This window comes from Leptothoe sp. ISB3NOV94-8A (assembly GCF_043421595.1).
GTDB classification, from domain to species: Bacteria; Cyanobacteriota; Cyanobacteriia; order Phormidesmidales; family Phormidesmidaceae; genus Leptothoe; species Leptothoe turfae.
Map to the genome: position 1 here is coordinate 2,644,898 of NZ_JAXSQW010000001.1, position 17,139 is coordinate 2,662,036.

Annotated in this window: 22 protein-coding genes; all 22 read left to right on the plus strand. The window is 50.4% G+C overall.

The features are described 5' to 3' along the window. Positions 1–51: 51 nt before the first annotated feature. The 22 genes from SPB21_RS11490 to SPB21_RS11595 all read left to right on the plus strand — a co-directional run bounded on the left by SPB21_RS11490 (position 52) and on the right by SPB21_RS11595 (position 17,086). Positions 52–444, plus strand: coding sequence for a 4Fe-4S dicluster domain-containing protein (locus SPB21_RS11490; RefSeq protein WP_499866602.1), 393 nt, complete (start codon positions 52–54; stop codon positions 442–444). Between the two features lie 58 nt (positions 445–502). Beyond that, positions 503–1,696, plus strand: a complete 1,194-nt coding sequence (gene nifS, locus SPB21_RS11495; RefSeq protein WP_499866603.1) for a cysteine desulfurase NifS — start codon at positions 503–505, stop codon at positions 1,694–1,696. A 62-nt stretch (positions 1,697–1,758) separates the two neighbouring features. Continuing rightward, entirely contained in the window at positions 1,759–2,631 is an 873-nt protein-coding gene (gene nifU / locus SPB21_RS11500) for a Fe-S cluster assembly protein NifU (RefSeq protein WP_499866604.1), read from the plus strand. Positions 2,632–2,828: 197 nt separating this feature from the next. Beyond that, on the plus strand, positions 2,829–3,707 hold the full coding sequence (gene nifH / locus SPB21_RS11505) for a nitrogenase iron protein (protein ID WP_163659252.1): 879 nt from the start codon (positions 2,829–2,831) through the stop codon (positions 3,705–3,707). A gap of 100 nt (positions 3,708–3,807) precedes the next feature. Beyond that, a complete protein-coding gene (gene nifD / locus SPB21_RS11510; protein WP_163698937.1) occupies positions 3,808–5,253 on the plus strand; it encodes a nitrogenase molybdenum-iron protein alpha chain in 1,446 nt (481 codons plus the stop codon). A 146-nt stretch (positions 5,254–5,399) separates the two neighbouring features. Further along, positions 5,400–6,971: a nitrogenase molybdenum-iron protein subunit beta gene (gene nifK, locus SPB21_RS11515; protein WP_163659254.1), complete on the plus strand. Its 1,572-nt coding sequence runs from the start codon at positions 5,400–5,402 to the stop codon at positions 6,969–6,971. Positions 6,972–7,210: 239 nt separating this feature from the next. Further along, a complete protein-coding gene (locus SPB21_RS11520) occupies positions 7,211–7,504 on the plus strand; it encodes a nitrogen fixation protein NifZ (protein WP_031294588.1) in 294 nt (97 codons plus the stop codon). A 6-nt stretch (positions 7,505–7,510) separates the two neighbouring features. Continuing rightward, a complete protein-coding gene (locus SPB21_RS11525) occupies positions 7,511–7,831 on the plus strand; it encodes a Mo-dependent nitrogenase C-terminal domain-containing protein (RefSeq protein WP_499866605.1) in 321 nt (106 codons plus the stop codon). A gap of 40 nt (positions 7,832–7,871) precedes the next feature. Further along, the gene (locus SPB21_RS11530; protein WP_499866606.1) at positions 7,872–10,679 is read left to right on the plus strand and encodes a bifunctional nitrogenase iron-molybdenum cofactor biosynthesis protein NifEN; all 2,808 of its coding nucleotides are present in this window, start codon (positions 7,872–7,874) and stop codon (positions 10,677–10,679) included. A gap of 22 nt (positions 10,680–10,701) precedes the next feature. Further along, positions 10,702–11,130 carry a nitrogen fixation protein NifX gene (gene nifX, locus SPB21_RS11535; protein WP_499866607.1) on the plus strand — a complete coding sequence of 143 codons (429 nt, stop codon included), beginning with the start codon at positions 10,702–10,704 and terminating at the stop codon, positions 11,128–11,130. Continuing rightward, positions 11,127–11,618, plus strand: coding sequence for a NifX-associated nitrogen fixation protein (locus tag SPB21_RS11540; protein ID WP_250564635.1), 492 nt, complete (start codon positions 11,127–11,129; stop codon positions 11,616–11,618). The genes nifX and SPB21_RS11540 overlap by 4 nt, the downstream gene beginning before the upstream one ends. A gap of 62 nt (positions 11,619–11,680) precedes the next feature. Then, positions 11,681–11,902: a CCE_0567 family metalloprotein gene (locus SPB21_RS11545; RefSeq protein WP_163700763.1), complete on the plus strand. Its 222-nt coding sequence runs from the start codon at positions 11,681–11,683 to the stop codon at positions 11,900–11,902. Further along, entirely contained in the window at positions 11,899–12,216 is a 318-nt protein-coding gene (gene nifW, locus SPB21_RS11550) for a nitrogenase-stabilizing/protective protein NifW (protein WP_163659259.1), read from the plus strand. The genes SPB21_RS11545 and nifW overlap by 4 nt, the downstream gene beginning before the upstream one ends. Before the next feature lie 78 nt (positions 12,217–12,294). Further along, positions 12,295–13,086, plus strand: a complete 792-nt coding sequence (locus tag SPB21_RS11555; protein WP_499866608.1) for a HesA/MoeB/ThiF family protein — start codon at positions 12,295–12,297, stop codon at positions 13,084–13,086. Positions 13,087–13,103: 17 nt separating this feature from the next. Beyond that, a complete protein-coding gene (locus tag SPB21_RS11560) occupies positions 13,104–13,322 on the plus strand; it encodes a hypothetical protein (RefSeq protein WP_163659261.1) in 219 nt (72 codons plus the stop codon). Positions 13,323–13,350: 28 nt separating this feature from the next. Beyond that, positions 13,351–13,716 (plus strand): HesB/IscA family protein, encoded by a 366-nt coding sequence (locus SPB21_RS11565; RefSeq protein ID WP_006514496.1) that lies wholly within the window; start codon positions 13,351–13,353, stop codon positions 13,714–13,716. Between the two features lie 85 nt (positions 13,717–13,801). Then, entirely contained in the window at positions 13,802–14,101 is a 300-nt protein-coding gene (locus SPB21_RS11570; RefSeq protein ID WP_006514497.1) for a 2Fe-2S iron-sulfur cluster-binding protein, read from the plus strand. 47 nt (positions 14,102–14,148) lie between these two features. Next, positions 14,149–14,400 carry a ferrous iron transport protein A gene (locus SPB21_RS11575; protein ID WP_163659262.1) on the plus strand — a complete coding sequence of 84 codons (252 nt, stop codon included), beginning with the start codon at positions 14,149–14,151 and terminating at the stop codon, positions 14,398–14,400. Between the two features lie 66 nt (positions 14,401–14,466). Continuing rightward, the gene (locus SPB21_RS11580; protein WP_006514499.1) at positions 14,467–14,997 is read left to right on the plus strand and encodes a flavodoxin; all 531 of its coding nucleotides are present in this window, start codon (positions 14,467–14,469) and stop codon (positions 14,995–14,997) included. Between the two features lie 23 nt (positions 14,998–15,020). Continuing rightward, positions 15,021–15,692, plus strand: coding sequence for a class I SAM-dependent methyltransferase (locus SPB21_RS11585; RefSeq protein WP_250564636.1), 672 nt, complete (start codon positions 15,021–15,023; stop codon positions 15,690–15,692). A gap of 106 nt (positions 15,693–15,798) precedes the next feature. Continuing rightward, positions 15,799–16,803 (plus strand): cysteine synthase A, encoded by a 1,005-nt coding sequence (gene cysK / locus SPB21_RS11590; RefSeq protein ID WP_499056603.1) that lies wholly within the window; start codon positions 15,799–15,801, stop codon positions 16,801–16,803. A gap of 13 nt (positions 16,804–16,816) precedes the next feature. Continuing rightward, positions 16,817–17,086 carry a hypothetical protein gene (locus tag SPB21_RS11595; protein ID WP_458789485.1) on the plus strand — a complete coding sequence of 90 codons (270 nt, stop codon included), beginning with the start codon at positions 16,817–16,819 and terminating at the stop codon, positions 17,084–17,086. Positions 17,087–17,139: the final 53 nt, after the last annotated feature.

A 17,139-nucleotide genomic window follows, 5' to 3' on the forward strand; every position in this document is an offset into this window, starting at 1 on the left:
TCCCCTCTCTTTTGCTCTCTCTGTCCTAACCCTAACAGCGAGGCCCATACCATGACTTACACCATCACTAATGACTGTATCTCCTGTCAACGCTGTCTCTCTAGCTGCCCAACCAAGGCCATTGAGACCGATGGGTCCACATTCTGGATAGATGTGAATCGCTGTAACCAGTGTCAAGGCTCCCATGGCGTCGCTCAATGCTGGTCTGTGTGCCCAACGAATGAAGGCTGTGTGCCGTTATCCACCGCAACCACAGCTGTCGCTCTAAAGGCTGAGACAACAACAGATTACTGGCATGTTTGGTTTACCAACTATAGCCACATGATCGCGCGGCTTAAATCCTCACAGCAGCCTGGATACTGGCGACAGTGGTTTGACCGGTATTCCCAATCCCTACAAACCTTGAGAGCCCAGGCTGACACAAATGTCCCGTTAATGCCGTAGTGCCTGCTCTGATTCTTTCTACTGTCCTTTATTGTTTATTGATCGCGGAGATGAGGTAATGGTCATTTATTTAGATAACAATGCGACCACGCGGGTTGACCCCGATGTTTTGGATGCAATGCTGCCCTATTTGAGCGACCTCTACGGTAATCCATCGTCGATGCATAGCTTTGGAGGACAGGTCGGTACTGCCATTCAGGATGCCAGAGTCCAGGTGGCTGAACTCCTAGGGGCAGAAGATACTGAGATTATCTTTACTAGCTGCGGCAGTGAGGGCAACAATACGGCCATCCATGCGGCCCTGGCGGCCCAACCCGAGAAACGTCATATTGTCACCACTGCTGTTGAACATCCGGCCATTCTCAATGTGTGCAAGCATCTGGAGAAAAAAGGCTATACCGTTACCTATTTATCCGTGGACCGACGCGGTCAGCTTGATCTGATGGAAGTGGAAGCCGCCATGACTGGCGGCACGGCACTGGTCACCACCATGTATGCCAACAATGAGACCGGTGTGATTTTCCCGATAGAACAGGTTGGCGCGATCGCAAAAGAATGCGGTGCCACTTTCCATGTGGATGCCGTCCAGGCCGTTGGCAAATTACCCATTGATCTAAAAAACAGCACCATTGACCTGCTCACCCTCTCTGGGCACAAGCTCCATGCCCCTAAAGGGGTGGGTGCTCTATATGTTCGGCGCGGTTTCCGCTTCCGTCCCTTTCTTCTGGGCGGACACCAGGAGCGCGGACGGCGGGCGGGCACCCACAATGTTCCCGGTATTATTGCCCTGGGTAAAGCCGCCGCAGTGGCCCGTGAACATCTCGCTGCTGTTGATCGGGAGCGTCAGCTACGGGACCAGCTAGAGACCCAACTGCTGGAGTTAATCCCCGATTGTGACGTGAATGGCGGCGGCACCCCACGTCTGCCTAACACCACCAACATTGGTTTCAAATATATTGAAGGCGAAGCCATTCTGTTTATGCTAAATCAGCATGGTATCTGCGCTTCCTCGGGGTCTGCCTGCACCTCCGGTTCTCTAGACCCCTCCCATGTTCTCACCGCCATGGGACTGCCTTACACCATTCTCCACGGCTCAATTCGCTTTAGCTTATCGCGATTCACCACTGCAGAAGATATCCAACAGGTTGTCAATGTCATGCCTGGCATTGTGGAAAAATTGCGGGCGATTTCACCCTTTAACAACGACGAGGCAGATTGGTTACAGGGCCGCGATTTGGTCCATAGCGCATAGGGCCGGTACAGGACCAGCCCCTACCTCTCTCTCTTCTTGCTCCTTTACCTCCAGAAACTACCATGTGGGACTATTCCGAAAAGGTACTTGAACTGTTTTATAACCCGATCAATCAGGGTGCGATCGCAGATGCCAACGAACCCGATGTGGCCGTTGTCTATGGTGAAGTGGGTAGCATTGCCTGCGGTGACGCCCTGAGACTTCACCTGAAGATTCAGGAATCGACCGAGACCATTCTGGATTCACAGTTTCAGACATTTGGCTGTACCAGTGCGATCGCATCCTCCTCTGCTCTCACTGAAATTATCAAAGGCAAAACCCTTGATCAGGCCCTGAAGATTACCAATAAAGACATTGCTGACTTTCTGGGTGGTTTACCCGAAGCCAAAATGCACTGCTCTGTGATGGGGCAAGAAGCCCTGGAAGCCGCCATCTACAAATATCGCGGCATTGAAGTGGAGCACCACGACGATGATGAAGGCACATTAATCTGTTCCTGCTTTGGTATCACCGAGCCCCGCGTCCGACGTGTGATTATCGAAAACGATCTGACTACCGTTGAACAAGTCACCAACTATGTCAAAGCGGGTGGCGGCTGTGGCTCTTGTCTGGCCGGCATTGAAGATATTTTAATCGAAGTGCAGCGAGACAGATCAACAACAGCCGCCAGGGTAGAAGCAGAAGTGACTGCGGCCCCCCTCTCCCCCATCCAAAAAATTAATCTGATTCAACAAGTCCTGACCGAAGACGTGCGCCCCATGCTGATAGCTGATGGCGGTGATGTTGAACTCTACGATGTCAGCGGCGATGTGGTGCAAGTGCAGCTCAAGGGTGCCTGTGGCTCTTGTGATAGCAGCACGGCCACCCTCAAAGGTGCAATTGAAACTCGGCTACAGTCCCAGGTTTCATCTGAATTAACCGTTATCGCTGTATAAAACTCACCTCCATTCTCTCACCTCATCTCTTACGTGCCTTATGAAACCCCTCCATCAGACCCTTATGGTCGAGCGTTCACCTCCCCCCGTCAATTACCAGAGAGCAGAGCCTCTGACGGACCCTCGACAAACCGCACCGCTCTGTATCGCTACATCTAGACCTAGCGTTTACTAACATCCTAAGGAGAATCCAATTCATGAGACAAATTGCATTTTACGGAAAAGGCGGTATCGGTAAATCCACCACCTCCCAAAACACCCTAGCCGCCATGGCTGAGCAAGGCCAACGCATCATGATTGTGGGCTGTGACCCGAAGGCTGACTCCACTCGCCTGATGCTCCACAGCAAAGCCCAAACCTCCGTACTACAACTGGCTGCCGAACTCGGTGCCGTTGAAGATGTCGAACTTGACCAGGTGCTGCAAGAAGGCTATCGCGGCGTTAAGTGCGTCGAGTCCGGTGGTCCTGAACCCGGCGTCGGCTGTGCCGGTCGTGGCATCATCACCGCCATCAACTTCCTAGAAGAAGAAGGGGCTTACGAAGATCTTGATTTCGTCTCCTACGACGTACTCGGTGACGTAGTTTGCGGCGGTTTTGCCATGCCCATTCGGGAAGGCAAAGCCCAAGAAATCTACATTGTTGTCTCCGGTGAAATGATGGCCATGTATGCGGCCAATAACATCGCCCGAGGCGTTCTGAAGTATGCCCAATCTGGCGGTGTGCGGCTGGGCGGCTTGATTTGCAACAGCCGGAATACAGACCGGGAAATTGAGCTCATTGAAGCCCTAGCCGACAAGCTCAATACTCAAATGATTCACTTTGTTCCCCGTGACAACGTGGTACAGCATGCTGAACTCCGCCGGATGACTGTAAATGAGTATGCCCCAGAGTGCAACCAAGCCAATGAGTATGCTCAACTCGCCGATAAGATCATCAACAACACCAAACTGACGATTCCGACGCCCATTAGCATGGACGAACTGGAAGAACTCCTGATTGAATTCGGCATCCTAGATAGTGATGAAAAGTATCAAGAAGCGCTAGCCTCTGATACTGCTGCTGTCGCTGCTGTCTAAAGGCTAGCCGCTGGTGGGTGAGTCTCCAACCCGTGAGATTTACCCCTAGCGTGCTGCCCATCCGCTTCATCCTATTCTCTAGCCTAAATGAGAGGACACCATGGCCACCGTAGAAGATCGAAAAGAGCTGATCCAGGAGGTGCTGAAAGCCTACCCTGAGAAGGCCCAAAAGAGACGCTCCAAGCACCTGAATGTCAAAGAAGAAGGCGCTTCTGACTGCGGCGTTAAATCTAACAAGAAATCTGTTCCCGGCGTCATGACAACTCGTGGCTGCGCTTACGCAGGAGCCAAAGGGGTGGTCTGGGGACCTGTCAAAGATATGATTCACCTGAGTCATGGGCCAGTGGGCTGTGGCTACTACTCCTGGTCTGGTCGCCGTAACTACTATGTGGGCACCACCGGGGTGGACACCTTTGGTACCATGCAGTTCACCTCCGATTTCCAAGAACGGGATATTGTCTTTGGCGGTGATAAGAAACTGGCCAAAATCATTGATGAACTAGAAGAACTGTTTCCCCTAAGTCAGGGCACCACCATTGAATCGGAATGTCCCGTAGGGTTGATTGGAGACGATATTGAAGCCGTTGCCAGACAGAAAGCTAAAGAGACCGGCAAACCAGTTGTTCCTGTCCGCTGTGAAGGATTCCGAGGGGTTTCTCAATCCTTAGGTCACCACATTGCTAACGACACCGTGCGCGACTGGGTACTGCCCAAGGCCGACGAGTATCGCAAACTGCCCGAAGGGTATGAAGTGGGTGACTATGATGTCAACATCATTGGCGACTATAACATCGGTGGAGACGCCTGGCCCAGCCGCCGACTGCTAGAAGCCATTGGTCTCCGTGTTATTTGCCAATTCTCAGGGGATGGCACCTTTAACGAAGTGGTGATGACGCCCCTGGCCAAGATGAATCTGATCCACTGCTATCGGTCGATGAACTACATCTGCCGGTTTATGGAAGAGAAGTATGGTATTGGCTGGATGGAATACAATTTCTTTGGTCCCACCCAGATTGCCAAGTCTCTGCGTAAGATTGCCGAACAGTTTGATGAGACCATTCAGACCAAAGCTGAAGCGGTGATTGCCGAGCATCAGGAACGCATGGATGCCATTGTTGCCAAGTATCGCCCCCGGTTAGAAGGCAAGACAGTGATGATGATGGTGGGTGGTTTACGGCCTCGTCACGTGATCCCTGCTTTTGAAGACCTGGGTATGAACGTGATCGGTACTGGCTATGAGTTTGGCCATGGTGATGACTACAAGCGCACCGCCGACTATGTGAAAGAAGGCACGGTCATCTACGACGACGTCAGCGGCTACGAGTTTGAAGAACTTGCCAAAGAGCTACAGCCAGACTTAATTGCGGCTGGCATTAAAGAGAAGTATGTCTTCCAGAAGATGGCCCTTCCCTTCCGGCAGATGCACTCCTGGGATTATTCCGGTCCTTACCACGGCTATGAAGGCTTTGAAGTCTTTGCCCGCGACATGGATTTGGCCATTAACAATCCTACCTGGGGTTTAATCAAAGCTCCCTGGGCTGAGTAGATAAGTAGATGGGGGGATGGGTATGCGTGCCATTTCCGATCACGCCTAATATTCACCGATTTTACCTCTCACCCATCTACCCTGTTTTTCATCTACTACCCCTCCTACTCTCATCCACCCATCCACTCTCCAAGAAGGAGACCACCATGACTGAGAACAATACGCCCCAAGTGCCGGAAACCGCTCCAGACCCCGGCAAAATTAAAGACCATTTTGATCTATTTCAAGAAGATACCTACCAGGACATTTTTGAATATAAGCGCCAATTTGAAGGTGCCCACAGCCGTGAAAAAGTGGCTGAGGTAGCTGAATGGACCAAGACCTGGGACTATCGTGAAAAGAACTTTGAGCGCGAAGCTCTCACCATTAACCCGGCTAAAGCGTGTCAGCCCTTGGGTGCACTCTTTGTAGCATCTGGTTTTGAAGGGACATTACCCTATAGCCATGGGTCCCAAGGCTGTGTGGCTTACTTCCGCACCCACCTCACCCGTAACTATAAAGAACCCTTCCAGGCCGTGTCGTCTTCTATGACAGAAGATGCAGCAGTATTTGGAGGGCTGAACAACCTGAAGCAGGGTTTACAGAATTCTTTCGAACTCTATAAGCCCAAAATGATTGCCCTCTGTACCACCTGTATGGCAGAGGTAATCGGCGATGACTTGGGGGCGTTTATCACCACCGCTAAGCAAGAGGGCTATATTCCAGAGGAATTACCGGTACCCTATGCCCATACTCCTAGCTTCGTGGGCTCTCATATTACTGGCTATGACAATATGCTTAAGAGCATATTGGCCAACTTAACCGCCGGTAAAGAGAAGACCGAGACCAGTAACGGTAAATTTAACTTTAACCTGGGCTTTGATCCCTATATTGGCAACATCCGTGAACTGAAGCGGATTTTGGGCCTGTTTGGCATCGACTACACCATTCTCTCGGATAATTCGGACACCTTTGATTCCCCGAATACGGGTGAGTTTAAGATGTATAACGGGTTAACTACGTTAGAAGAGACAGCAGACTCTCTCAATGCTGAGGGTACGTTCTTCTTCCAGAAATACACCACCCCCAAGACTCAGGAATACCTTGCCGAAGCATGGGGTCAAAAAACCTATAACTTCCGTCCTTTTGGTATCAAGGGCACTGATGAATTCCTGATGGCCCTTTCTGCGATTACGGGCAAAGCCATTCCCCTGGAACTGCAGCAGGAGCGGGGTCGCGCTGTGGATGCCCTCACCGACTCTCAAGCCTGGATTCACGGTAAGAGCATTGCTCTCTACGGCGATCCGGACCATGTATTTGGCATTACCCAGTTTCTGTTGGAAATGGGAGCTGAGCCTAAGCATATCGTGGTTACCAACTCCAACAATGATTTTGAGGCGGAACTGCGTGAGGTGCTGACCAACAGTCCCTACGGCCAGGAGGCAACTATCTGGGGTAAGAAGGACCTGTGGCACTTGCGATCGCTAATGTTCACTGAGCCCGTTGACCTACTGATCGGCAACTCCTACGGCAAGTACCTGTGGCGCGACACCGGCACTCCCCTAGTGCGCATCGGCTATCCCATCTTTGATCGTCACCACATGCACCGCTATGCCACCCTTGGCTACCAAGGTGCCATCAACCAGTTCAACTGGATCATCAACACAGTTCTAGATGATCTGGACCACAAGACCAATGTGCCCGCCAAGACGGATATCTCCTTTGATCTGATTCGTTAAAGGCGAATGGGTGGATGGGAAGACAGAAGGAGTGGATAGGTGGATGGGTAAGTCTATAACTCCTAACCCTCTACTCTCTCATCCCCCCCTCTTCCCTCTTCCCTCTTCCCTCTTCCCTCTTCCCTCTTCCCTCTTCCCTCCTCCCTCTTCCCTCTTCCCTCTTCCCTCCTCTTTTTTCGCTCCTCCCTATGACCAAGGGCAGGCACAAGACCAGCCCCTACTCCCCCCCTCCCCTCCCCATGAAACTCAGCGAAGAAATCGAAATCGACTCCCCCCCCTGCTTCGACATGGGCGATCGCGTCCGTGTTCGCAAGCTTATCCGCAACGACGGCACCTTTCCTGGCAAAGATATCGGTTTTCATCTCGCTAAAAAAGGCGATATCGGCTATATCGTTGGCATCGGCACCTATTTACAACGGGCTTATATTTATTCTGTGCATTTTCTAGAAACCAACTATGTCGTCGGCTGTCTTAAAAAAGAACTCGATCTAGCAGAAGAGCGCCCGCCCTTGATTGAACAACCAGATTGGTAAGAACCAATGGCTATCCTCACCTCTCACCCCCAAAAACCCAACCCCGTCCTGGAGCAAACGTCTCAACGCACCAGTCTCCTTGGCCCACTACGTCGCTGGATTAATCAGATTCAGATTACCAATTCCCGGACTGCCCATTTAATTTGTCGAGTCATTCCCAGTCATTGTCCGTTTGAACGAGATATTTCTCTTTTTGGGTACACCATTCATATCCCGGCCCTCTGTAGACTTAACCCAGTTTACGAGGAAATTGTCGATCTGCGGCTACGAGCATTGACCTACCTGATGGATACCTGTGGCGAAAATATCTCCACCTATATTCGCTAAGGGATACCAAAACACTGTAACCTCCTCCTTCTTTATCGCCATGAAAATGACCTCTGGCAAAATCAATGAACTCCTGACCCAGCCTGGCTGTGAGCACAACCATAAGAAAGATGGTAAGGGCCAGAAAAAAGCCTGTCAACAGCAGGCACAGCCTGGTGCTGCCCAAGGAGGATGTGCCTTTGACGGGGCCAGTATTGCCCTGGTGCCGATCACCGATGTGGCCCATTTGGTCCATGGACCCATTGCTTGTTCAGGTAATTCCTGGGGTAGTCGTGGCAGTCTTTCCTCTGGTCCCAGGATCTACCAAATGGGATTCACCACCGATCTGAGTGAAAACGACATTATCTTTGGTGGTGAAAACAAGCTCTACAAGGCAATTCATGACGTTAAAGAACGCTACAGCCCCGCCGCAATCTTTGTTTATCTCACCTGTGTGACAGCGCTGATTGGCGATGACCTGGATGCTGTCTGTCAGGCGGCTAGCAAAAAATTTGACATTCCTGTCGTGCCGGTCAGTTCTCCTGGCTTTGTGGGTAGTAAGAATCTTGGTAACCGGATTGGGGGTGAAGCACTGCTAGAGCATGTTGTCGGTACTCGGGAACCTGAATATACCACACCCTATGACATAAATTTAATCGGCGAGTATAACATTGCCGGAGAAATGTGGGGCCTGTTACCGCTGTTGGAAAAGCTAGGAATTCGAGTGCTAGCGAAGATTACCGGTGATGCCCGATATAACGAAGTGGCCTGTGCCCACCGGGCCAAACTCAACGTGATGATTTGTTCTAAAGCCTTGATCAATATGGCCCATACGATGGAGGAACGCTATGGGATTCCTTACATCGAAGAGTCAATTTATGGCATTGAAGATATGAATCGTTTGCTGCGAGAGATCGCGGCTAAACTAGGTGACTCTGACCTACAGGCCCGTGTTGAGACTTTAATCAAAGAAGAGACCAGTAAACTGGACATTGCTCTGGCTCCCTATCGTCAACGCCTCAAAGGTAAGCGAGTTGTTCTCTATACAGGGGGTGTTAAAAGCTGGTCGATTATCTCTGCTGCTAAGGATCTAGGCATTGATGTCGTGGCCACGAGTACCAAAAAGAGTACCGAAGAAGATAAGGCCCGGATCAAAAATCTGCTGGGTAAAGACGGCATCATGATGAACAAAGGCAATGCTCAGGAACTCCTGAGGGTGGTTGCCAAAACTAAAGCTGACATGTTGATTGCCGGTGGTCGTAATCAGTACACGGCTCTAAAAGCGAGAATTCCCTTCCTTGATATCAACCAGGAACGCCACCATCCCTATGCGGGCTATCTGGGGATGATTGAGATGGCAAAAGAGCTGGATGAAGCTCTGCATAGCCCCATTTGGGAACAGGTGCGACGTGAAGCCCCATGGGATAGCGTTGGCGGAGCCTGGGATCAGCCTGGAGCCTCTCTGGCTCATCCTGCCCAGGCTTCAACCAAAGTTCTCTCCCGTAGAAAATCCGTCACTGTTAATCCCCTCAAGCAAAGCCAGCCTCTAGGTGCAGCTCTGGCCTACTTAGGTATCAAAGGCATGATGCCGCTCTTCCATGGCTCTCAGGGGTGTACCGCATTTGCCAAGGTCATGTTAGTACGCCATTTCCGAGAAGCGGTCCCTATGTCTACGACTGCTATGACAGAGGTCACCACAATTCTAGGCGGCGAAGGCAATGTGGAGACAGCAATCTTAACGCTATTGGAGAAAACCAAGCCAGCCATTATCGGCTTGTGTACAACCGGACTGACGGAAACCCGAGGCGATGATATGCAGGGAATCTTAAAGGAATTCCGGCAGCGTCACCCCGAGCTGTCCTCACTGCCCATTGCATTTGCATCGACGCCAGACTTTAAAGGAGCGTTACAGGATGGCTATGCCGCCGCTGTAGAGGCACTGGTACGGGATATTCCGGATAGTGGGCAAGACGAACTGCGACAACAGGGTAGCGATTCATTCTATACCTACGCTGTACCTGGTATGCCTTCCCAGGTAACGGTCCTGGCCGGTTCGTCCCTAGCTCCTGGCGATGTACAGGCAGTTAAAGACATGGTGACGGCCTTTGGGCTCAATCCAGTGTTTGTTCCCGATCTATCTAAGTCTCTTGACGGCCATTTAGCCGATAGTTACTCCGGTCTCACCAATGGAGGTACCACGCTTAATCAGCTGAAGTCGTTGGCCTATTCTTCATTCACCCTGGCAATTGGCAACAGTATGAAGCTGGCGGCTGAAATTTTGCAACAGCGTTTTGGTACTGAGTTCAGGCTCTTTAATAGCCTCACCGGTCTGGGGGCTGTGGACAGCTTTTTACAGGAGCTTTCAGAGCTAAGCGGTCGCCCTGTGCCTGAAAAATTCCGTCACCAGCGTCGGCAGTTACAGGATGCCATCCTCGATACCCACTTTTTCTTTGGTCGTAAGCGAGTGGCCCTGGCGCTGGAGCCTGACCTGCTGCATAGGATTGCCTGGTGGCTGACAACCACGGGGGCTGAGATTCATGCGGCTGTTACGACAACTACATCCAAACTACTCAAAAACTTGCCAGCTGATACGGTTACGATTGGCGATTTGGAAGACTTTGAAGATCTCGCCCAGGGGGCAGACCTGTTAATTGCCAACTCCAATGCCAAAGCGATGTCAAAGCGCCTGGGTATTCCCCTCTATCGCCTTGGCTTCCCAGTATTTGACCGGCTTGGTAACGGTCGACGCTACACCGTCGGTTATGACGGCACTACTCAGCTTTTGTTTGATATCGGCAACATTTTTATGGAGGTCGATGAAACGGATGCCCATGCCCAGGTTCATGCCTGGCGAGAAGGTCACGTGTAAGTATGCACAAGGAGATTTAACGATGAGAATTGCCTTTGCTACCCAAGATTCGTTACACATCAATGCCCACTTTGGTTGGGCCCGACAGATCGATGTTTATGAGGTGGATACCACTGGCTACACCTTTCTAGAAGCGCTGAAATTTGAGGGTGATCTCAAGGAAGACGGTAACGAAGATAAGCTAGAGCCCAAGGTTAAAGCTTTGCAAAACTGCACCATTGTCTATGTTTCTGCGATTGGGGGTAGTGCTGCTGCCCGTCTGATTTGCAAAAATATTACTCCGATCAAGACCGGCTCTGGCAACAATGAAATTGGGGATGTACTGGCCCGTCTGGTGCAATCTCTCAAGCATAGCCCGCCACCATGGCTACGTAAGGCTTTGAGTAAAAACAAACCTGCTTTAACGTTTGATGATGACTTTGAAACCATTGAAGAGGAAGTAATTGTATGAGTCCTGTTGCTGCCACTGACCCAAAAACGACTGAATTAGATGCCGCATTAGTGATTGATAGTTCCCTATTCCTCAAGGCAATTGTTCAGCAGATTCGTGCTAACGATGCCTATGGCACCTATCGGAACTGGGCCGATGAGATTTTACTGAAGCCCTATATCATTCCTAAGAAAAAGCGTCGGAAAATTCCGGTGGAAGGGGACGTTGATCCGATTACCATGGCGCGGATTATGGCATTCTATCGTGCGATCGCAGCCTGCATTGAGCAAGAAACCGGTCAGCTCTCTCAAGTGGTAGTCGACCTCAGTCACGAAGGCTTCGGCTGGGCGCTAATCTTTTCTGGCCGCCTAATTCTAGTGTCCAAAACCTTACGAGATGCCCAACGCTTCGGCTTTGACTCCCTCGAAAAACTCAATACTGAAGGTGAGAAGTTGGTCCAAAAAGGTATTGATCTAGCCCAGCGGTTTCCCGCCGTTTGTAACCTTTAGTCAAGCCTGCAGCCGGGTAGGGGCCGCTCTCCCCTACCTTTCCTTTATCATTCGTTTGTCCCATGCCCGAAACTACGACACCGACCACCCTTGACGATCTGAAAAAACAAATCAGAAGGCTAAATAGCAAAGCGGGCCAGATGAAAATGGACCTGCATGACATTGCCGAAGGCTTACCTACTGATTTAGAAGAATTGCCCACCGCTGCTGCTCGCACCTATGACATCTATTGTCAATTGCGTGAACTCAAAGAGCAACTCAAAACCTTGGAGGCCGATCAATGACAACATTAACTCGTACCTTAGCCCAGTTTAACCAGCTCAAAGACGCTGAAGACTATTTTCAGTTTTTTGGCTTGGCCTATGACCCGCAGGTGGTCAATGTCAATCGTTTGCATATCTTGCGGAAATTTGCCCAGCTTGTCAAAGACGAAGATAAAGCCCAACCCGAAGAACAAAAGCTGAAAGCCTATCGCCAGGCCCTGCAAACCGCCTACGATTTGTTTTTAACCTCCTCTTCCGTGGAACAAAAACTCTTCAAAGTCTTCCAAGACAGACCGAAGAACGTAGTCATGCTCTCCGATATTACTGTGGAGTAATCCACTGCCCACTGCCCATTCCCCCATTCCCCCATTCCCCCACTGCCCACTGTCCACTGCCCACCGCCCACTGCCACCATGCTCCTCTCCCTCTCCCCCACCGAACTCGAACGCTACCGCCGCCAAATGATGTTGCCTGGGCTGGGTGAAGCTGGACAACGCCAGCTAAAAAACACTACGGCCCTGGTTACGGGGGTGGGTGGCTTGGGGGGAACAGCCGCTCTCTATCTGGCCGTAGCCGGAGTTGGTAAGCTGATCTTGGTACGCGGTGGCAACCTGCAACGGGACGATCTCAATCGACAAATTCTCATGACCGATGATTGGGTAGGTAAGCCTCGTGTCTTTAAAGCCCAGGAAACATTGCACAATCTCAACCCTGACATCGAGATTGAGGCTGTGTGCGAATACGTTAGGGACAACAACATTGGCGTACTCGTCCAGCAAGCCGATATCGCCCTAGACTGCGCTTTTGATTTTAAAGAACGAGACTTGCTCAATAGTGCCTGTGTGCGATGGCAAAAGCCCATGGTGGAAGCTGCCATGAACAGCATGGAAGCCTATCTCACCACCATCGTGCCGGGACACACACCCTGTCTTACCTGTCTCTTCCCTGAAAAGCCAGACTGGGATCGCTGGGGATTTGGAGTATTGGGCGCGGTGTCAGGGACCCTTGCTTGTCTGGCCGCACTGGAGGCAATTAAACTGATCACTGGCTTGGGCGAACCTTTGCTAGGGCAATTGCTAACTATGGATTTGGCCCGTGCCGAATTTGCTAAACGTCGCTCTTATCACGATCCCAACTGCCCTACCTGTGGCCAGATGACGCAGGTAGCTGATTCACTTACGGCTACTCCCATTTCATCCTGTTGAACTTGTTATCTTGAACCATGCCCTGGACTGCTCTCATCTTTTTGGGCCTTACTTTCATCTTCTGGCAGCTCCTAAAGTTTGTCTCTGACGAAGCTATTCGGTTTATCGCTAGTCTTGTTGCTGTAGCTTGTCTCGTAGTCGGTTTAGCCATTGCCCCGATTCTCTTAAAAAGTTTAATTCTTCTAGTTTTGCTGCTGACGCCCCCCATGGGTGCTCAAAATCGTAATTTCAGCTAGACCTGTCCACTCACTTTTACTCACCACCATGACTGTTACCCTTACCGAACTCGCCGAACTTCGTCTTCGTACGTTTGTTCGTGGCACTCCTGACTATACCCCAACGCGAGGTGTTCGTCTGGCGGTGAAAGACGGCGGCTGTAATGGCTACGAATACGCTATTAAAATAGCTGATGCTCCAAATCCTGATGATGAGATTACAGAATCAGGCAGCCTCAAAGTTTTTGTTGATCCGAAAAGTGCTCCCCTATTAGATGGGGTGGTGGTGGACTACATTGACAGTTTATTGGAAAGCGGCTTTAAGTTCACCAACCCCAATGCTACTGATACCTGTGGCTGCGGTAAGTCCTTCCAAGCGGCAGACTGTGGCCCCGCTGGGACTCCCTGTTCCTAGAAAAGCAGAGAAGGACAATTGATTTTTCTCGTATCTACCTCTCATCTTATCCAATTCTCACCCTCACTTATTAAGGAGACTTGTTATGACAACGTATCAGGTTCACCTCATCAACAAAAAGCGCAAAATTGATATTACAATTCCTGTCGATGACGATACATATATTCTAGATGCAGCAGAGGAGAACGATATTGAGCTACCGTTTTCCTGCAAGTCCGGAGCCTGTTCTAGCTGTGTCGGGAAAATTGTCGAAGGCGAAATTGATCAAGAAGACCAGTCGTTTTTAGAGGATGAACAAATCGATAAAGGCTTTGTTTTACTTTGTGTTGCTTATCCCCGTTCGGACTGCACGATTAAAACCCACATGGAGGCGTATTTAGTTTAGTAACGGTTAGCTGAAGATTAACTTATTTAGGAGACTAGAGATTGGCCATGTTTACTAAGTTTACTGTATCTGGGGCTTCTCTTAAGGCATTAAAAGTTGGTGAACGTGGCGTTATTTCCCGGATTAGGGGCATTAACCCAGCCGTTGCCGACCAGCTCAGAAAATCAGGATTGTCTCCGGGCACCTCCTTAAGTTTAGAGCAGCGCTCTCCCCGATTTGTGGTTCGCACTCGCCAGGGTACAGTACCGCTGACCCAGGCTATGATTCAGTCGGTTTACGTACGGACCAAAGTCTCCTAAGAGGTCTGATACCTGACTTTGGTCTAGTTTATTTTAAATACTTTGCAAATTTTAGGAGTTGAAACCATGACAAAGATTGGCATCTTTTATGGTAGTACCTCGGGTACCACCGAAGAAATTGCAGAAAAACTTCAGGAAGAAATTGGCGAAGATATCTGCGATTTGTACAATATGGAAGAAGACTTTGATGATGTGGATGACCTGCTGAAATATGATTACCTGCTGCTCGGCTGCTCTACATGGGGGGCTGGAGAAGTGCAAAACGATTGGCGTGAACCCCTGTTTGATATGGAAGTCGACAAGCCCAACTTCTCTGGAAAAACTATTGCGCTCTTTGGCCCAGGTGATTGTGAAGGCCACAGTAAGCACTTTGTAGGTGCCCTAGGAATTCTCTATGATCAGTTTAAGGCCTTGGGAGCAAAGCTGGTGGGGGCTGTTTCTACTGAAGGCTACTCATTTGAGAAGTCCACTGCCATTCGAGACGGTCAGTTTGTTGGCTTGCCCCTCGATGAAATCAATGAGAGCGATAAAACAGAACAACGAATTGCCGATTGGCTAGAATTATTAAAAGCTGACTTTCCAGTCTTGGCTGCTTAACTGATGCTCCCGTGGGCACACCTATGATCATGTCTGACTTTTTGAATCGATGGCCCATAAACCCTGGGCCATCAGCCACCACTAATTCAACCCAGTTTCACCGTAGATGGGCCGATTATTATCAGGCCGTTGCCGGTCGCCCTCCCCGTGAAACATTGTTAACGGCCCTTGAACGTTTCTCGGCTGAGCCGTTGGCTAATGCGCGTAGGACTGCGGTGGATTTAGGCTGTGGTGACGGGCGTGACACGGTGGAACTGCTGCGACAGAATTGGCGAGTGATTGCCATTGACGGAGAATCTGAAGCGATTATTCGACTACGGCGGCGTTCGGATATTAATCGAACGTATTTAGAAACTCGCGTACAGCAATTTGAAGAGCTAACGCTACCACCGGACGTGGATTTGATCAACGCTAGCTTTTGTTTACCCATGTGTAAACCAGACTGTTTCCCAACGCTTTGGGAAGAAATTGTCATGGCATTAAGACCAGGCGGTCGATTTTGCGGACATTTGTTTGGCGATCGCGACTCTTGGACCATCTATGGCGATATAAATTTTCACACGCGCTCCCAGATTGAAGAATTGCTAAGTTATTTCAATGTGGAGCTTTTAGATGAAGAGGAACATCCTGGCAAAACCGCACTGGGCGAGGAAAAGCACTGGCATTTGTACAATATTGTTGCCCGCAAACGATAGGGTTTTCTGAAAAAAGTTAGAGGTGTACAGTTGTTTCACCAACACTGATGTAGCCTATAAGAGACTATTATCAAGGGATTGTCCCAACGAATAGGAGACCCCCCTTATGAAGGTTGCTAAAGATGTAACCCAGCTGATTGGCCAAACCCCCCTGGTACAGCTGAATCGAATTCCTCAAGCCGAGGGCTGTGTTGCCAAGATTTTACTGAAGCTAGAGGGCATGAATCCGGCAGCATCGGTTAAAGATCGCATTGGTGCCAATATGATCCACGCGGCTGAGGTATCAGGTGCGATCGCACCTGATCGGACTGTTCTAGTAGAGCCCACCTCCGGCAACACTGGCATTGCCCTGGCCATGGTGGCTGCGGCCAAGGGCTATCGCCTCATCCTAACAATGCCAGATACCATGAGCCTGGAGCGTCGGGCCATGCTCAACGCCTATGGGGCAGAGCTGGTGTTAACGCCGGGTAGTCAGGGTATGAACGGTGCGATCGCAAAGGCCCAGGAGATTACGGCTCAGCTGCCCAATGCCTTTATGCCCCAACAGTTTGAAAATCCAGCCAACCCACAAATCCATCGCGAAACCACAGCGGAAGAAATCTGGAATGATACCGATGGCCAGGTGGATATGGTAGTGGCCGGTGTTGGTACCGGCGGCACAATTACCGGTGTTGCCCAGGCACTAAAACTTAAAAAAGAGAGTTTTCGAGCCATTGCCGTAGAACCGACTAACAGTCCTGTACTATCGGGTGGCAGTGCCGGTCCCCACAAAATTCAAGGCATTGGTGCTGGGTTTATCCCCCCGGTGCTGCGGGTCGATTTAATCGACGAGACTGTCACCGTCACCGATGCAGCCGCTATTGACTTTAGCCGCCGTCTTGCTCGAGAAGAAGGGCTACTGTCTGGAATTTCTGCCGGTGCAGCCCTGGCTGCAGCTGTTCAAGTCGGACAGCGTCCTGAAAATAAAGACAAGCTCATTGTCATCATTCAACCCAGCTTTGGCGAACGGTATCTAAGTACTGTTTTATTTAAAGAGCTCGCTCCGGCCTACCCGGCCCTGATACCTGACAGTCTGTCAGCCGCGTACCAAGCCCCTACCCCTGTTGCCTAAACCAGAGAAACCTATGAACACTCCACCCAATCCACCCGAGCCGCGTCAGGCAATGTACTTGGGATTAATTGACCGACTGCTCACCTGCCCTAACGGAGAAGAACCCGAGATTCTTAATGCTGACCCTGACCTGTTAGATGCCGGATTTGTACAGGCTCTAATGCAGACTGCCAGCTATTTTGCCCACCAAGACAATCCTGATGCCGCTAAGTTTCTCGTTTTTATTGCCCGTGAGTTGGCTCACCAGCTAGGTCTCTATCCACAGACCCAACCCCAGGCGTAAGAGACTTTGAACTCGGGGCGTTGAGTTTTGGTAAACAGTTTTAATTGTGACAT

Excerpts from the sequence above, each read along its gene's own strand:
- SPB21_RS11580 (WP_006514499.1), top strand. The coding sequence starts at position 14,467 with ATGACAAAGATTGGCATCTTTTATGGTAGTACCTCGGGTACCACCGAA.
- SPB21_RS11570 (WP_006514497.1), top strand. The coding sequence starts at position 13,802 with ATGACAACGTATCAGGTTCACCTCATCAACAAAAAGCGCAAAATTGAT.
- SPB21_RS11575 (WP_163659262.1), top strand. The coding sequence starts at position 14,149 with ATGTTTACTAAGTTTACTGTATCTGGGGCTTCTCTTAAGGCATTAAAA.
- SPB21_RS11525 (WP_499866605.1), top strand. The coding sequence starts at position 7,511 with ATGGCTATCCTCACCTCTCACCCCCAAAAACCCAACCCCGTCCTGGAG.
- nifS (WP_499866603.1), top strand. The coding sequence starts at position 503 with ATGGTCATTTATTTAGATAACAATGCGACCACGCGGGTTGACCCCGAT.
- nifK (WP_163659254.1), top strand. The coding sequence starts at position 5,400 with ATGACTGAGAACAATACGCCCCAAGTGCCGGAAACCGCTCCAGACCCC.
- nifH (WP_163659252.1), top strand. The coding sequence starts at position 2,829 with ATGAGACAAATTGCATTTTACGGAAAAGGCGGTATCGGTAAATCCACC.
- SPB21_RS11540 (WP_250564635.1), top strand. The coding sequence starts at position 11,127 with ATGAGTCCTGTTGCTGCCACTGACCCAAAAACGACTGAATTAGATGCC.
- nifW (WP_163659259.1), top strand. The coding sequence starts at position 11,899 with ATGACAACATTAACTCGTACCTTAGCCCAGTTTAACCAGCTCAAAGAC.
- SPB21_RS11595 (WP_458789485.1), top strand. The coding sequence starts at position 16,817 with ATGAACACTCCACCCAATCCACCCGAGCCGCGTCAGGCAATGTACTTG.
- SPB21_RS11585 (WP_250564636.1), top strand. The coding sequence starts at position 15,021 with ATGATCATGTCTGACTTTTTGAATCGATGGCCCATAAACCCTGGGCCA.
- SPB21_RS11520 (WP_031294588.1), top strand. The coding sequence starts at position 7,211 with ATGAAACTCAGCGAAGAAATCGAAATCGACTCCCCCCCCTGCTTCGAC.
- SPB21_RS11555 (WP_499866608.1), top strand. The coding sequence starts at position 12,295 with ATGCTCCTCTCCCTCTCCCCCACCGAACTCGAACGCTACCGCCGCCAA.
- SPB21_RS11490 (WP_499866602.1), top strand. The coding sequence starts at position 52 with ATGACTTACACCATCACTAATGACTGTATCTCCTGTCAACGCTGTCTC.
- SPB21_RS11530 (WP_499866606.1), top strand. The coding sequence starts at position 7,872 with ATGAAAATGACCTCTGGCAAAATCAATGAACTCCTGACCCAGCCTGGC.
- nifU (WP_499866604.1), top strand. The coding sequence starts at position 1,759 with ATGTGGGACTATTCCGAAAAGGTACTTGAACTGTTTTATAACCCGATC.
- SPB21_RS11565 (WP_006514496.1), top strand. The coding sequence starts at position 13,351 with ATGACTGTTACCCTTACCGAACTCGCCGAACTTCGTCTTCGTACGTTT.
- cysK (WP_499056603.1), top strand. The coding sequence starts at position 15,799 with ATGAAGGTTGCTAAAGATGTAACCCAGCTGATTGGCCAAACCCCCCTG.
- SPB21_RS11560 (WP_163659261.1), top strand. The coding sequence starts at position 13,104 with ATGCCCTGGACTGCTCTCATCTTTTTGGGCCTTACTTTCATCTTCTGG.
- SPB21_RS11545 (WP_163700763.1), top strand. The coding sequence starts at position 11,681 with ATGCCCGAAACTACGACACCGACCACCCTTGACGATCTGAAAAAACAA.
- nifD (WP_163698937.1), top strand. The coding sequence starts at position 3,808 with ATGGCCACCGTAGAAGATCGAAAAGAGCTGATCCAGGAGGTGCTGAAA.
- nifX (WP_499866607.1), top strand. The coding sequence starts at position 10,702 with ATGAGAATTGCCTTTGCTACCCAAGATTCGTTACACATCAATGCCCAC.